We start from the raw sequence: 14,910 nt of genomic DNA on the forward strand, positions 1-14,910 counted from the left end.
GGATATATTTTCTTCTCAGATTATATCTACGATAATCAATTCATTGGAGATTCGGAGGTAATTGCATTTTTTGTTCCTTTTTTCTCCTTTATATTGAGCCATTTTATCATTTTTTATTTCTTTTCACCCAAAAATACAAAAACAAACTTATTCAGAAAATCTTTACTGATAGGAATGATATCACCAAGTATATTTTGGATTTGCACAGATCTTATTAATGAAATTATTAAGTAAGAAAAAATATTGTGATTAGAATGATCTATTAACTAAATCAAATTAATCAAAGATTTCAAAATATTTTTAATATTAGCTAAGTGATATATTTATGACTCAATTAGATACAATACCAACGATAGAATTTAAATCACAAAAATCTTTTGAAACTTGGCTTGATAAGAATCACAAAAGTTCCAATGGAATTTGGTTAAAAATATTCAAAAAAGATTCTGGAATCAAAACCATCAGTTACGCCGAAGCCCTTGATGTTGCACTTTGTTATGGTTGGATTGATAGCCAAAAACAAAAGTTTGACGAAAATGCATGGTTGCAAAAATTCTCTCCCCGAAAAGCCAAAAGTATTTGGTCAAAAGTCAACATAGGACATGTTGAAAGATTAACCAATGAAGGAAAAATGAAACCTGCTGGATTAAAGGCTGTCGAAGAAGCTAAAGCAGATAGTAGATGGGAAAAGGCATACGATTCACCAAGTAAAATGACTGTGCCAGATGATTTTTTATTAGCACTCAGCAAAAACAAAAAGGCGGAAAAGTTCTTTAAGGGTCTCAATAAGACAAATATTTTCTCTATTGGATTTCGAATTCACACAGCAAAAAAAATAGAAACAAGAGAAAAACGAATCAAAGAAATTATCGAAAAGTTAGCAAAAGGGGAAAAAATCCAATAACTTCTCTATCAAATTTAAAGCGACTAACAGCAAATAATTACCCAACTAATACCTGGGACACCGATATAATCTAAATCAATCTCTTCTCTTGAAACTCTCTTATCACCACTTTTAAATCTGCTGGAGAATCCACTCCCAAATTTGCTTTTTCGGCAAGAAACACTCCAATCGTAGATCCATTTTGTAAGGCGCGGAGTTGTTCTAAGGATTCGACTGTTTCCCAATCGGATGTGGGGAGTTGGTTATAGGACATTAAAAAATCACGTTCATACGCATAAATGCCAAGATGACGGTGGTATATTGCTTCCCCTTTAAAAGAAGCAGGGATAGGAGAACGAGAAAAATAATTGGCGCGTGAATTTCTGTCAAAGACCACCTTTACTTTGTTAGGGTCTTTAGGGTCTTCATGGTGCGAAAAAGGAACGGCCGCAGTTGTCATTTCCCAATGGCGGTGTTTGGTTTTTAAACCCACTACTCCATCTATGAGGGAAGCTTCCATACCAGGTTCATCCCCTTGGATGTTCACGATGATTCCGTAGTCCGGGTATTTGTTTGCCACTTCGATGATACGATCTGTGCCTGTGGGATGGTCGGGACTCGTAAGAACGGATTCACCACCAAACCCTAATACAACATCATGGATTCGTTTGTCATCGGTTGCGACCACCAAACGGTGGAAAGACTTGGACTTTGAGGCATGTGTATAAGTCCACTGGATCATTGGTTTTGTGCCAATGAGGGCCAGTGGTTTTCCAGGAAAACGTGTGCTCGCGTAACGCGCAGGGATCACACCAAGGATTTGGTCGGACATAGTCCTAGTTTACCAAGAACTCGGTAAAGTAAACCTCTTTGATTTTTCCATTGGTCAAAATGTGATTTAAGTGGGCTTTGATTTCCTCACGTAAATCCAATTGGTTGGTAATGGATTTTAAATCGTCTTTTGTTTTACGAGCAATCACCAAGTTAATGATGTTTTGCATTTGTGCGACACGTGCTGCAAGTTCTGCAGAAAGTGCAGGTTGTCCTGACTCAAATCCAAGAGACATCTTTAACTTCACAAAGTGTGATTCTCCAACATCAGAAGTATTCACTCGGAACTCTTCCTGAAATGTGTAAACTTCCAAAGGAGGTGGAGCTTTCACAAGTGAGATATTCTTTTGTTGTTTGAACACACTTGTTGCAGTTTTCTGAGCAACAAACATCGATATTACGGTTACAATGATAATTCCAAAAATGGCCGCAGCGATGTACAATAACCATTTTACAATGGGGGACATCCCAGCAGAGGCGGAACTACCTTCGGCTAACCCACCTTCTTCTTCATCTACTTCACGGTCACCCATGTTAAAATTCTCCTTCTACATTTGTTTCAGTGTTCGGCAAACGAGAGTCAGGTAGTCCGTATTTACTTTCTCCTGGCGCTCGTTTTGTAGACTTCTCTGTTAAAATGATGATATCCACTCTTCTGTTAAAAGCCTTTGCTTCCGGTGTACCTTCATTTTCCAACACAAGAGGTCTGTAGGATCCAAAACTAACTGCTTGGAACCAACTAGGCTCAATTTCTTCTGCATTGATCATAAATACAGTGGCGTTCACTGCCCTTGCTCCCGCCAAATCCCAGTTATTGATATATTCTCTTTCTTCGCGACCAGGACGACTCACTGGATTCACAGCATCATCATCACTATGTCCTTCTACTCGCACAAATCGTTCGAGTCCTTTGATAAGGCCCGCTGCTTTTCGTAGAGTCTCTCGTATCGCAGGTGTTAAAATAGCGGAACCTGGATAAAAATAATCAGCACCTACAAGAGAGATCACAAGGCCTCTTTCGTTTTCCGAAATCCGCACTTTCCCCGCTTCTACTTCCGGTTTGAATACTTCTTGTGCATCTTTTTTGGATTTGGAAAGGTTACGCCCTACCACTTGAGATGGCAAAGATTCAATTTGCATCCCCATCTCTTCCAAAGATCCTTTTGATAAAGTTTGTCCACCTGTGAAAAATCCTGTGGTGGATTTAAATGCCGAGAGAATGATTTGCATCTCCTTTGCATCTGTTTTCCCTGTGGTATACAAAAGGATAAAGAAACAAAGGAGAAGTGTCACCATGTCCCCGTAAGTCGCCATGAACTCGGGAACTTTTTGGATACACTCAGGACATTTTTCTTTTTTAGAAGCCATGGCTAAGGATTAATCTCCGTCATCTTTCAAGGCAACTCGTTCTGCAGGTGTTAAGAAACTCGCCAATTTCTCTTTTACAATCCTTGGGTTATCACCCGACTGGATGGATAAAGTTCCTTCCACCATCACTTGTTTGATCACAAGTTCATCTTCCGATCTACGTGTGAGTTTTCTCACAACTGGTGCTGCAAATAAGTTCTGAGCAAGCGATCCGTATAATGTTGTAATTAGGGCTGTCGCCATACCTTGTCCAATGGCACTCGCGTCCCCACCACCTAAGTTCTTTAACATCCCCACAAGACCCACAAGGGTCCCAAGCATTCCAAACCCTGGCGCAAAACCAGCGTAAGCATCCCACCAGGAACGTCCGTATGCATGCCTTGTGGCTGTGTTCCCAATTTCCGTTTCCATAATGTTACGGACAAGTTCGGGATCGGTTCCATCCACTACGAGTTGGATTCCCTTCTTTAAAAATTCTTCTGGTAATTCATTGATATCATCTTCTAAGGCAAGTAAACCTTCACGACGAGCTTTTTCAGAGAAACTAACAAGTGTCGTGATGAGACCTGGTAAATCCGATGGTGGATTTTGGAAGGCTTTTTTAGTCACCGCACCCACTCCAATGGTAGATGTCCAAGGAAAAGAAATGATCGTGGCTGCCGCTGCCCCACCAAATGTAATCATCACCGAGGGAATATCGATAAGGTCTGTTAATGCAAGACCCCCCGAAACCACCCCTAGTAACATCAAGGCCACTCCTAGGGCCAAACCAATGACTGTAGCTATATCCATTTCTTATGTTTCCTCAGGTCTTCTTTCAGTGACTCGAGGGAGGTTGTGAATTCTCGTTTGGTAAGCGATTACCTTTTCCACAACTTCCGCAACAGGCTCTTGTACAATGAATTTTTTCTCATTCACAAGAGTGATGATTGTATCCGGATTGGCTTCAATTGTCTCAATCATATCTGCATTGAGAACAAATTCCGCACCTTTGAGTCGATGTAAAATGACCAAGAGATCCCCCTTCAGAGATTTCTATTTATGTCTATCGACTACCTTTCGAATTTCGCTTACGAATTTTTCTTCCGTGAATCGATTGATGGAATTTTGGAAATCCCAACGTTTGAATTGGATTTTTTCTGCCCTTTTGATGGCGTCATTTAAGGATTTTACCGTCTGTTCTTCGAAAAATACCCCAGTTTTGCCCTCTTTCACCGATTCTAAGGCCCCACCTTTTCCGTAGGCGATGACAGGAGTGGCGTAGGCCTGCGATTCCACTGGTGTGATCCCAAAGTCTTCCATCCCAGGGAAAATAAATCCCCGTGCTTTTTTATAGAGTTCAATCACTTCTGTGCGAGGCAGTCCCTTTTTCCAAAGGATGTTTTTCGGAAGATTTTTGATGAGTTTTCCCTCTTCTTGCCCTCCCCCCACAAGGATCAGTGGTTTTCCATTTTCACGGAAGGCTTCGATGGCTAAGTCAATTTTTTTATAAGGAGCAAAAGCGGATACCATCAGATAATAATCATCTTTGGAATTGTCATGCACCCGAAAGTCTTGTGGCAAACATGGTGGGTAAATGATTTTATAATCACGGCGGTAGTACTTTTGGATCCGCCTTCCCACAAAATGAGAGTTACATGTAAAATAATCGACCCGATTCGCGGAAGCAGCATCCCAAGTTCTTAAATAATTAGCAATGGATTGTAAAAGGAAAAATTTAAAACCCTTCCTAGCGGGAAAATAATCATAATACATATCCCAAACATAACGCATAGGACTATGCACATAACTCAAATGGAAAGTATCGGGATGAGGGATGACCCCTTTGGCAACACAGTGAGAAGAACTGATGACAACATCATACCCTTTGAGATCCAAAGTTTCAATGGCTGTAGGGAATAAAGGTAAATAGTATCGATAGTATTTTTCTTTAAAAGGAAGGTTGTTTGTAAAAGCAGTTGTGATCTTACGATCTTCTATCCTTGCATTCAGTTTCCCTTTGGAATAAAAAAGGCTAAACAAATCCGCTTCTGGATACGCTTTTAACATACTATCCAGGACAACTTCTCCCCCACGCATTCCCGTGAGCCAATCATGTATAATTGCAACTTTCATTAATCTTGTGGTCCAATCCTTCTTCCCGTAATTGGCGTTGTACGGCCGTAATACGATGCTGTTATTAAAAATGGGATCGGCATGGTGTTTTCTAAATTCCTAGAACTTTCCATATACCGTCTTCCTTCTTTTCCGATAGCTTCTGCGTCTTTGATGGTCGCAAGAAGTTCATCATACATCTCAGTACTTCCAATGATTTTGGGAATCGTACCTTCTGTTTGGTTTAATTTATCGGAGATGGAACGGAAATCCAATGTGATTTGTCTTAGGTCAGAACGATTTTCTTCCATCGTGGCAGATGTGGCTTTGAAAAAATCATCAAAATACCGTGCCGATGGTAAGTAGTCAGGAGACTTTTCCCCTTCCCGAAATGTAGGTTTAAAAAAGGGACGTTTCCCATCAGAACTACCTGGGTTGATATTGATGATCCTTCCCGAAAATAAAGTGATGGTTTGAAAATCAACTTCATAATTGTCCCAAAGGGTGAGAGGGTCTTCGAGAGCAATGTGTAACTCGATCGCATGATCCATGTTATGGTCGAGAAACCTTCTGTCTGGAACATCTATCATGGGTCTTGAATCAATATGGGCCACATACCCTTTCTGAATCCCAAGGATTCGCACCTCTGTTCCTTCTTTGATCCCATCAATGCGTGAATAAAATAACGAAAGTCGGTATGGATATTTTTTGGTGGGTCTGTCCGGCTCTATGACAGTCGTAAAAAATGCAAAAACCAAAATGGAAAAAAAAATGATACCGACGATGGTTTCGTTGTTTAATTTTTTTGATTTCATAGGGGACTCAAAGTACTTTCCTTCCAAAGAAAGAGTTGGCAAGCAGATTTTCCGTGAGTGAATGGGATGAGATGAAAGCAGTCACCATCCTTAAATACGATGAAACCGAACCACAATTGGAACTTCGTGAAAAAGAAATTCCAAGACCAAAAGAAAACGAAGTTAGGATCAAAATCCACCTTTCCCCTATCAATCCATCGGATTTGATGTTCATCCGTGGTTTGTATGGTTTCAAAAAAAAGGCTCCCGTTTCCGCAGGATTTGAAGCGAGTGGAACCGTAGATGCTGTGGGCAGTGGCATCAAAACTCTCAAACTGGGAATGGCTGTTTCTTGTGTGGCCCCTCAAAACGATGGGTCTTGGGCTGAATACATGATCACAACGGAAGACAACTGTTTGCCGTTAGTGGATGGAGTGACTCTTGACGAAGGTTCTAGTTTTTTTGTAAACCCTATGACAGCCTGGGCCATGGTATCCCGTTGCCAAAAAGAAGGACATGCGGCCATGATCCAAACAGCTGCTGCCAGTGCCCTTGGCAAAATGGTGGTTCGCCTCTGTAAAGAAAAAGGAATTCCCCTAATCAATGTTGTGCGAAAAAAGGAACAGGAAGATAGTTTAACAGAAATTGGTGCGGAACATATCCTAAACTCCTCCTCACCGAATTATCAAAAAGATTTATTCAAACTCTCCAAAAAACTGAACGCAACCTATGCTATCGATGCAGTTGCTGGAGAAACAGCACAATCCTTAGTAGAATGTATGCCTTATGGTTCGAGGATAGTTTGTTATGGTGCTTTGTCAGAAAAACCATTTTCTGTGAACTCAGGAATCATCCTCTTTCAAAATAAAAAAATCGAAGGTTTCTGGTTGTCCTCTTGGATTTATGAAATAGGACTAGAAGAGTTTCAAAAACAAGCGAAGGAAGCACAGAAGTATTTAAAAACGGTTTTCCAAACCAAAATCAACAAACGATTTGCATTCGAAGACTTTCAAGAAGGTTTGGAATTTTACAAACAACATATGACCGAAGGGAAGGTAGTGTTTGGTCCGTAAGTATTTCTTCCTTGTATCGATCCAATTTCTATTTTTCTTTGGATTCTCAAATTGTATCAGTGATACAAAACAAAATTTAGAAAGTCTGAAGGCGTGTAAGTTTGATTTGGTGGATGTTCGTGTCGAACTGAAACCAAATCCTAGTTTTCCACTCATCCCACTTCTTGACTTATATCCACAAGTCTCAGTGACAAATCCTAATTCCACCAAAGTGAGTATTTACCAATTTGATTTGGAAATCGAACTTTTGACTGCACAAGGGAAGGAATATATAGGCAAACTGCAAAATTTAAACCCCGTAGAAGTGGAACCCAATTCTGAAGCCCTGGTAGTTTTGAAATTAGTGCCCGAACAAAAAGGTTCCATCCTTCCGAAACTTCTAGTCCTTGCTGAGAAACTGGGAACTGCTGCAAGAAAGGGAGAAGAAGCTGAGTTCGAAATTTACGGAACCGTACAAATTGATAGTGTGTTTGGAAAACTTCCTCTTCCCGTAAGAGAAATCTCTCGGATCAAATTGAAAAAATGAAGTGGTTTTTCCCCACAAAATCAATGTTCTTTGTTAGGTTTTGGTTACTTGTAAGTTTCCTTTCTATAGGGTATTGCATTCAAAATCGAGATGATTTGTTTTATTCTGCTATTGAAGGAAACCAAAGAACCTTTCAAGCTTATGCCCTAAAAAACTCCGCTTGTGGAAAGGAAAAACTCCCTGGCACTCTTTTTCTTTCCAGGGTAAAAATTGATGATTTAAAACTTTGTATTCGAGCCATTGAACTCGTTGATTGTAACACATGGAATACGGAAGGTTATCTTCCTGACACATGTAAAGCGGTTGGAACAAGATTTCGTTAACTATGTTTCGTTATCTCTTTGATTTATCCACGGCAGAAGTATTTTTATTCGCAGCACTTGGGCTCGCTGGTGTTTTTTTACTGATTTTTGGGAAGTTAAGAAAAAAGGAAAAAGCCAAAAACCAAAAAAACAAATCAGGTTCCACACCAGATGATTCCAATCGAAGTGCGGATGGCAAAACCAAAAAAGATCCAAAGTCTTCCAAAGATAACAATCTAAAGGTGATGGAAATTTTCGATTATAATGGCACAAAAATCCTTCACCAAGATGGTGCTTATACCGTAAACGACCAAGGTGTTGTGACCAATTATATGAATTGGAATTTATTACCGACGAAATACCAAAAAATGGTAAAGGAACTCGACAATCGTTCATTAGGTGAAAAAGGAGAGGATTATTTTTTAGAAATGATCAATGGGTTTTATTATGTATCTCTGCCAGGGGGAAAGAAAAAGAGATATGATTCGATCCAAAGTATCCCGGCAGATATACGCAAACGATTAGGAGTTTGAAGTTTCCTTTAGGAAGCTGATAATACTTCCACTTTCTTTTTCGATTTGGCTTCCTGTTTGTTTTTACGTGCGAGTAAAATTTCTTCTTTTTTAGCTCGGTCACGACTGATTCCTTCATTCAAAACTTTTTGTGGAGGTTTTTTCAGATCCCAAACTATTCCAAACCAACTTAAAAACTTTAAGATATAATAACTCATATCAATCTCATACCAGTAAAACCCTTGGTTTGCCGACGAACAGTAGTAATGGTGGTTGTTATGCCAACCTTCTCCCATCGTAAGCAGTGCTAACCAAACATTGTTTTTACTAGTGTCTCTTGAATCGAACCGAACCGATCCATAGACATGGGATAAGGAATTGATCGTCCAAGTGGCATGTCCTAAGATAAATGTGGAAACAGCATAACCGTAAACAAGCCATCCCCAACCACCCACGACATACAATAGAATTGCATAAGTCAAAGGTGGGATCCAATGATAACGATCCAACCAACGCAACTCAGGAAATTTATAAAAATCGGGAATGAGTTTTGCTTCGTAGTCGTTGTAATCATCCCGTAAAAACCAAAACATATGAGAATACCAAAACCCTTTCCGACTTGGGGAATGGATGTCTTTTTCGGTATCCGAATATTTGTGATGGTTCCTGTGATGAGCGGCCCACCACAAAACCCCTTTTTGCATAGACATGGATCCAATCCAAGCCAACACAAATTGGAACACACGTGAGGTCTTAAAAGAGGAATGCGAAAAATAACGATGGTAGGCGGCTGTGATTCCAAACATCCGGAGGAAATAAGATCCTACCGCAACCCAAACGAGAGCCCAGGAAAAGGGAACGGTGAAAACAGTTAAGACAGTCGCTTGGACAAGAAAAAACAAAATGAGGAAGAGTAAAGGAGCCTGTTCTTTGACAACAGGTTCCACCGAAGAAGATGCAGAATTCATTCAATAACCTATACTTATTGGAGTCTTTTCAAATCGATTGGTTGCAAAAAAATTCATTCTACTTGATTCCCGATTTGCCTCTCCTAGCCTGTCCATAAACCCATGTCATCGAAAATCGTTGTCCAAAAATACGGTGGAACCTCAGTTGGTGACACCACTAAAATTAAAAATGTGGCCAAACGCATCAAACGTTACCACGATGAAGGCCAAAAAGTTGCTGTTGTCGTTTCGGCAATGGGACATACTACAGACGAACTGGTCGATCTTGCTGACCAAATTTCGAAAAACCCTCCCAAACGGGAAATGGATATGTTACTTTCCACGGGGGAACAAGTATCCATTGCGTTACTTGCGATTGCACTCAATGAATTGGGAGTTCCGGCCCAATCCTTTACCGGTTCTCAATTAAAAATTTTGACGGATGGAAACTTTTCCAACGGTAAAATTGAAATGATCGACAGATCCAGAATCGACGAAGCCTTTAACAAAGGAAAGGTGGTTATCGTCGCAGGATTCCAAGGGATTGATAAAGACGAAAATATTGTTACCTTAGGACGAGGTGGAAGTGATACCTCTGCTGTAGCCCTTGCCGCAGCTTTAGGGGCAGACGAATGTGAAATTTATACAGACGTAGATGGGGTTTACACAGCCGACCCAAGAAAAATTCCAACTGCAAAAATGCACAAACAAATCACTTACGAAGAGATGTTGGAACTCGCAAGCCTTGGGGCTGGAGTTTTACATTCCAGAAGTGTTGAATTAGGGATGAACTACAATGTGGTCATCCACGTACGATCGAGTTTCCACGACAAACCGGGAACGTTAGTAATGAGTGAGGATAAAATTATGGAAAAAATGAAAGTGAGTGGAGTGACTGCAAAAGGTGACCAAGCACGTGTTACCATTGCGGACGTAAAAGACAAACCAGGAATTGCAGCAGACCTATTCACTCAACTATCTAACAAAGATGTCATCGTTGACGTCATTGTGCAATCCTCTCCAAGAGACGGAATCAATACCATTTCGTTCACCATTGCCAAAAAAGACATTGGAGCTGCAAAACCAATCATCGAAGCCTATGCAAAGGATCATGGGAATGGAAAAGCAGAGATTGACGAAAACATTTCTATTGTTTCAGCAGTGGGAGTGGGTATGAAATCTCATGTGGGAGTGGCAGCAAAAATGTTCCAGTCCTTAGCTGAGAAAAATATCAATATCGAAATGATTTCGACATCAGAGATTAAAATTTCTTGTGTCATCAAACAAAACCAAGCGGAAGACGCAGTAAAGGCTTTACACACTACCTTTATCGGGTAAACTTTTGACCGTATGCAAAAAAGACCACGACTCAAACGTCATTTCGTTTTCATTTTTGCTGCGGTTGTTTGTGTTTTCCTAGCCGTTCCCACAAAACCACTCGGCTCCTATGAGTCGTTAAATGCTGTCCTTGCCATTGTAGGTCCCAAGTCTATCTCCACCTTGGATTATGAGGAAGGAGTGGAACGGTATAAAAACCTTTCTCGTTTTTTTCCTGCGTATCGCAAAAAAGGATCCTTACATTCCCAGGTCATCGACTTTCTCATTGACCGCGCAGTAGTAGACAATGTTGCCGATGAAGAATCGATCCAAGTCAATGAAAAACGGATCGAAGCGGAAATTCAAAAACGAATGGAAGCGCAAGGAATCAGTGACATCGAACAATTTAAAAAAGCAGTTCAAACACAGTTTAATCTTCCTTACGATGTTTGGTTAGAGGACCTTCCTTACCAAATCAAAAAAGGACAACTTTTACAAATCAAAGTGAGTCCACCACTTCCCTCAGAACAAGAAGTGCAATCTTGGTATAACAAAAACAAGGCGAAAGTGGGAAACGAATTTAGATTCCGTGAATTAGTTATCTCTCCTGCGAATAGTTCCATTGAAGAAGAATCTCGTTTGTTCAATGAATTAACAGAAATTCGAAATAAGTCCATTCAAGATCCTTCCTTTTTCAAACTTGTGGCTTCTGGGCCGAGAAACGAATCCAGATACAAACTCAATGGTGGTCTCGTGAATTGGGTTCCTACCTTTGAATTGTATAAATCACAACCAATGACAGCCTCCGTTCTCGCACAAGTGGGGGGACAAGGAAAGTTTTCAGAGGTTTTCCGTGATGATCGCAAACGATATTGTATTGTTTACATTGAAGGGGTGCGACCTACACCACTCGATGCTGTGAGAAAAGGGATCCAAGGATTTTTATTTCGCGAAAAAGAACAAACCTCCTTTGAAGAATGGGTTGCCGCCACGAGAAAAAGTACATCCATCACGATCTTTGATCCTATCTACATCAAAGAACATAACATTAGTAATCCGGAAGAAAAGTACAACTCAGATTAATGGTAAACCGTAAGGACTACAATCCCAGCTTTGCGGTTGTTTATTTAGACAACCAAACACTTACCTTTTTAGAATCTCATTTTGAGATTTCACTTGTCAAATCCTTTGTCAAAAAACTTCATTCCGTCTTTCCAAATCTCAAAATTCATATCAATGTTTCTAATTCCATCTTATCAAAGTTTGATGGGGATAAAATCACAGAGTCATTTGTGTTTTACCAACAGGTTTCTTCAGAAATTGAATTCATCAAACAAATTGGTGCCTTACTTCCTGAATCGATTTTCAAAGATCCAGAATGGGATGAAGTTTGTTTTTTATATTTTACAGGGATCTCTCCACTCTTAAATCCAACTCTGACTGAAAAAATTTGGAATCGTCACAAAAACTTTTTTTGCCAATATTCCTATTCGGAAAACTTACCACCAGGTCTCATTCCAACAGTCATCACTAGAGAATTTTTAAGTTCTTTGCCTGACCAACTCACAACCGACATTCATTCTTTTTTCTTAAAGAACATCAACCAATACGATGTTGATATTTTTTTCCAATCTCCAGATTTGCGACAATTACGTTTGGACTTTCGATTCAATTCCATTCGTTCCAAGGTTCTCATCAAAGGGTTACTTGAGATTACAGAAGAAATTCCATACGAGAATTTACAAAATATCCTGAAAGAAAATCCGGAACTCTATCGTAGTTCTCCTTCCTATTTGGAATGGGAAATCTACAAAGGATGTGAACTCTCTTGTATTTTTTGTCCGAGAGAGTTTGTCGACAAATCCAATGATGGAAGTTTTGTTCCTCTCACTTCTGTTCAAAATTTAATAAAACAATTAGAAGAAAAACAACATTCTCCGATCACCATCAGTTTGTCCGGAAATGGAGAGCCTCTTTTACATCCTGAGTTTTCGTTGGTAGTGAAAGAAATTCTCAAACTCACTTCCCTAAAAGAACTCATCATTGAAACAGCCTTATACAAACACGTGGATGTTTTAGTTTCCCTCATTGGCGAATTAGAACCTTCTTCAAAAGAAAAACTTTGTATCATCGCAAACGTCTCTACACTAAAAGAAGACAAATACCAAACCTTATACGGAAAAAAAGGATTAACACAAGTTTTAGAAGCTGTGGAAACTCTATCTAAAATCCTACCACCAAACTCATTGTATGTGCAAATGATCAAAATGAAAGAAGTGGAAGAAGAAATTGATTCTTATTTCACATATTTTGAAAAAAAGGGAATCAACGTCATTTTGCAAAAATACAATCGATTTGCAGTAAAGTTACCAGAAAGACGAGTTAGTGATCTTACACCGATTCATCGAGAATTTTGTTGGCACCTAACACGCGATCTATACCTTTCTGTAACTGGTGAAGTATCGATTTGCAAACAAAACCAAACCGAAATCATAGGAAATTTATTCACAGAATCGTTTGAAAGTATCTGGAAACGAGGATTACCATTTTTTCACCATAGTTTTAAAGGTGAACATGACAAAATTCCAGCTCCTTGTTTGAATTGTGATGAGTGGTACACCTTCAACGCATGATAGTTTTGCCTTCATACAGGCAAGACTAGGTTCTACACGATTTCCCAAAAAAATTTTAAAATCCATTCCAGAAGGATCAAATCTAACGTTTTTGGATCATATTCAGAATCGTTTAACAACTTTACTCGATAAGGAACAAATCGTTTTTTTGATTCCAGAAAATGATGAGGAAACGATTCAATTTCTAAAAGGTAGAGGATATTTATACTTTTGTGGATCGGAAACGGATGTAAGAGAAAGGTATCGATCTGCTGCAAAACAGTTTGGAGCCAAACACATCATTCGACTCACGGGAGACAATCCGTTTGTGGATGTCGATTCCATACGGTATTTGTATGAAGCAATCTTAGAAATCAGAGAACCTTACTATAGTTTGTCGATGGTGGGACTACCTCTTGGAATGGGAGTGGAATGTTTTTCTGCTGCTTCACTTTTTTACGAATCAAACGAAACCAATTTAGAACGACATAAGGAACATGTTTCCTTACACATTAAAGAATTTCCCGAAATTCATACACAATACCGACTGTATCCCCCTCACTTACAAAGAATTCCTCTATTCCAAGAAATGCAAAATGGTTTGATTTCCCAACTTAGAATCACTGTGGATGAAAAAAATGATTATGACTTAATCTGTGAAATTTGGAAACATTTGGGCGAAACAAATCCTAACTTTGGTGTGGAAGAAATTTTGTCTCTGTACAAGTCCAATCCACAAATATTTTCCATCAATTCTGATGTTTCCCAAGTAACTTTTTCCTTACCAAAACCAGAAAAGGAAAAAAAGAAGGTGAACATCCTCTACGGAAATCCAAACCAATTTGGATATGGACACTTTGAACGTTGCAAATCATTATCCATTTATTTACAAGTGAATGGTTATGATGTGGTTCTCAGAGATACCTTTCACGATGACGAACGAGATCTGCCTCATATATTCGATATCCGGGAAATCGAATACCCTGTCCGCCATTCCTTTTATATCGATAACCTAAACCATCCACCTAACAAATACAATGCGTGTTTTTTCTTACCTCATCCTTCTTATGTTTTTTCCGAAACAGTTTCCAAAGAAGAGAATCCTGATCCAACACCCACAAATCTCTCGTATTACAGCTCCCCTTTGTCGGAGCTGAACCGAGGGACAAAAACCATTCCTGGAAAAATATTGGTTTATGCTGGGCAATTGGATGAAACCGAGTCCAATCAAATTGATGATTACTTACTTCAGTTTTACAAACAAAGTTTGAATACCGAAAATCCTTCCTTCGATTTCATCTTGCGAATTGGAGGGAAAAAACCAAACAACTCTAAGATTCATTTCCAAGAACGAATCTCTTATACCGAATTTTTACGTGAAATGAATTCAGCAGAATGGGTGTGCACCTATTTTGGACAAACCATGATGGAAGCAATGGCCAAAGGAAAAAAAGTGAGTTTGCTTGGAATTTCGGAAGTGCATACAACTCTTGGTGAATTCGCAGAGAAAGAATTGGGGATTCCTTTTATCGGAAGATTGTCCAAACTGGATTCCGTTTTCAGATTTCCAAATAAAATGAACACAAAGAATATCAATTTGGTTCGCGATGCGCACATACAAATCCTAGACTGGTTAAACTCCCTTACTTAA

Annotated in this window: 17 protein-coding genes; 9 read left to right on the forward strand and 8 right to left on the reverse strand. The window is 39.4% G+C overall.

The window, feature by feature from the left end; translation table 11 throughout:
* The first annotated feature begins 325 nt into the window (after nucleotides 1-325).
* Nucleotides 326-904 carry a YdeI/OmpD-associated family protein gene (locus tag EHQ59_RS15775; protein ID WP_135620694.1) on the forward strand — a complete coding sequence of 193 codons (579 nt, stop codon included), beginning with the start codon at nucleotides 326-328 and terminating at the stop codon, nucleotides 902-904.
* A 70-nt stretch (nucleotides 905-974) separates the two neighbouring features.
* Here EHQ59_RS15775 and kdsB read toward each other — a convergent pair whose 3' ends face one another.
* Genes kdsB through EHQ59_RS15810 form a run of 7 tightly spaced genes read right to left on the reverse strand, consistent with a single transcriptional unit; the run spans nucleotide 975 to nucleotide 5,991 of the window.
* The gene (gene kdsB / locus EHQ59_RS15780) at nucleotides 975-1,715 is read right to left on the reverse strand and encodes a 3-deoxy-manno-octulosonate cytidylyltransferase (RefSeq protein WP_135620696.1); all 741 of its coding nucleotides are present in this window, start codon (nucleotides 1,713-1,715) and stop codon (nucleotides 975-977) included.
* A gap of 4 nt (nucleotides 1,716-1,719) precedes the next feature.
* Complete coding sequence (locus tag EHQ59_RS15785; RefSeq protein ID WP_002972703.1) at nucleotides 1,720-2,247, reverse strand: flagellar basal body-associated FliL family protein; 528 nt, start codon at nucleotides 2,245-2,247, stop codon at nucleotides 1,720-1,722.
* Nucleotide 2,248: 1 nt separating this feature from the next.
* Nucleotides 2,249-3,082, reverse strand: coding sequence for a flagellar motor protein MotB (gene motB, locus EHQ59_RS15790; RefSeq protein ID WP_135620697.1), 834 nt, complete (start codon nucleotides 3,080-3,082; stop codon nucleotides 2,249-2,251).
* Nucleotides 3,083-3,091: 9 nt separating this feature from the next.
* Nucleotides 3,092-3,874, reverse strand: a complete 783-nt coding sequence (locus tag EHQ59_RS15795) for a motility protein A (protein WP_135620699.1) — start codon at nucleotides 3,872-3,874, stop codon at nucleotides 3,092-3,094.
* Nucleotides 3,875-3,877: 3 nt separating this feature from the next.
* Entirely contained in the window at nucleotides 3,878-4,096 is a 219-nt protein-coding gene (locus tag EHQ59_RS15800) for a flagellar FlbD family protein (protein WP_135620701.1), read from the reverse strand.
* Between the two features lie 21 nt (nucleotides 4,097-4,117).
* The gene (locus EHQ59_RS15805; protein ID WP_135620703.1) at nucleotides 4,118-5,197 is read right to left on the reverse strand and encodes a glycosyltransferase; all 1,080 of its coding nucleotides are present in this window, start codon (nucleotides 5,195-5,197) and stop codon (nucleotides 4,118-4,120) included.
* On the reverse strand, nucleotides 5,197-5,991 hold the full coding sequence (locus EHQ59_RS15810; RefSeq protein ID WP_135620705.1) for an MlaD family protein: 795 nt from the start codon (nucleotides 5,989-5,991) through the stop codon (nucleotides 5,197-5,199). Before EHQ59_RS15810 ends, EHQ59_RS15805 begins: the two co-directional genes overlap by 1 nt.
* 35 nt (nucleotides 5,992-6,026) lie before the next feature.
* On the opposite strand from EHQ59_RS15810, the gene EHQ59_RS15815 reads away from it, so the two are divergent.
* The 4 genes from EHQ59_RS15815 to EHQ59_RS15830 are packed head-to-tail and all read left to right on the forward strand — an operon-like array spanning nucleotide 6,027 to nucleotide 8,404.
* The gene (locus tag EHQ59_RS15815; RefSeq protein WP_244245578.1) at nucleotides 6,027-7,043 is read left to right on the forward strand and encodes a zinc-binding dehydrogenase; all 1,017 of its coding nucleotides are present in this window, start codon (nucleotides 6,027-6,029) and stop codon (nucleotides 7,041-7,043) included.
* Entirely contained in the window at nucleotides 7,033-7,569 is a 537-nt protein-coding gene (locus EHQ59_RS15820) for a hypothetical protein (RefSeq protein ID WP_135620707.1), read from the forward strand. The genes EHQ59_RS15815 and EHQ59_RS15820 overlap by 11 nt, the downstream gene beginning before the upstream one ends.
* Nucleotides 7,566-7,892 (forward strand): LIC13255 family lipoprotein, encoded by a 327-nt coding sequence (locus EHQ59_RS15825; protein ID WP_425270160.1) that lies wholly within the window; start codon nucleotides 7,566-7,568, stop codon nucleotides 7,890-7,892. Before EHQ59_RS15820 ends, EHQ59_RS15825 begins: the two co-directional genes overlap by 4 nt.
* 2 nt (nucleotides 7,893-7,894) lie before the next feature.
* Entirely contained in the window at nucleotides 7,895-8,404 is a 510-nt protein-coding gene (locus tag EHQ59_RS15830) for a hypothetical protein (protein ID WP_135620708.1), read from the forward strand.
* Nucleotides 8,405-8,412: 8 nt separating this feature from the next.
* On the opposite strand, the gene EHQ59_RS15835 is transcribed toward EHQ59_RS15830, so the two are convergent.
* Nucleotides 8,413-9,351 carry an acyl-CoA desaturase gene (locus EHQ59_RS15835; RefSeq protein ID WP_135620710.1) on the reverse strand — a complete coding sequence of 313 codons (939 nt, stop codon included), beginning with the start codon at nucleotides 9,349-9,351 and terminating at the stop codon, nucleotides 8,413-8,415.
* Nucleotides 9,352-9,453: 102 nt separating this feature from the next.
* Between EHQ59_RS15835 and EHQ59_RS15840 the strand changes: the two genes are divergently transcribed.
* The 4 genes from EHQ59_RS15840 to EHQ59_RS15855 are packed head-to-tail and all read left to right on the forward strand — an operon-like array spanning nucleotide 9,454 to nucleotide 14,910.
* Nucleotides 9,454-10,668 (forward strand): aspartate kinase, encoded by a 1,215-nt coding sequence (locus tag EHQ59_RS15840; RefSeq protein ID WP_135620712.1) that lies wholly within the window; start codon nucleotides 9,454-9,456, stop codon nucleotides 10,666-10,668.
* A gap of 12 nt (nucleotides 10,669-10,680) precedes the next feature.
* Nucleotides 10,681-11,730 carry a putative peptidyl-prolyl cis-trans isomerase gene (locus EHQ59_RS15845; RefSeq protein WP_135620714.1) on the forward strand — a complete coding sequence of 350 codons (1,050 nt, stop codon included), beginning with the start codon at nucleotides 10,681-10,683 and terminating at the stop codon, nucleotides 11,728-11,730.
* Nucleotides 11,730-13,280 (forward strand): spiro-SPASM protein, encoded by a 1,551-nt coding sequence (locus EHQ59_RS15850; protein WP_135620716.1) that lies wholly within the window; start codon nucleotides 11,730-11,732, stop codon nucleotides 13,278-13,280. The genes EHQ59_RS15845 and EHQ59_RS15850 overlap by 1 nt, the downstream gene beginning before the upstream one ends.
* Nucleotides 13,255-14,910, forward strand: a complete 1,656-nt coding sequence (locus EHQ59_RS15855) for a cytidylyltransferase domain-containing protein (RefSeq protein WP_135620717.1) — start codon at nucleotides 13,255-13,257, stop codon at nucleotides 14,908-14,910. The genes EHQ59_RS15850 and EHQ59_RS15855 overlap by 26 nt, the downstream gene beginning before the upstream one ends.

This window comes from Leptospira kemamanensis, assembly GCF_004769665.1.
GTDB lineage: Bacteria > Spirochaetota > Leptospiria > Leptospirales > Leptospiraceae > Leptospira_A > Leptospira_A kemamanensis.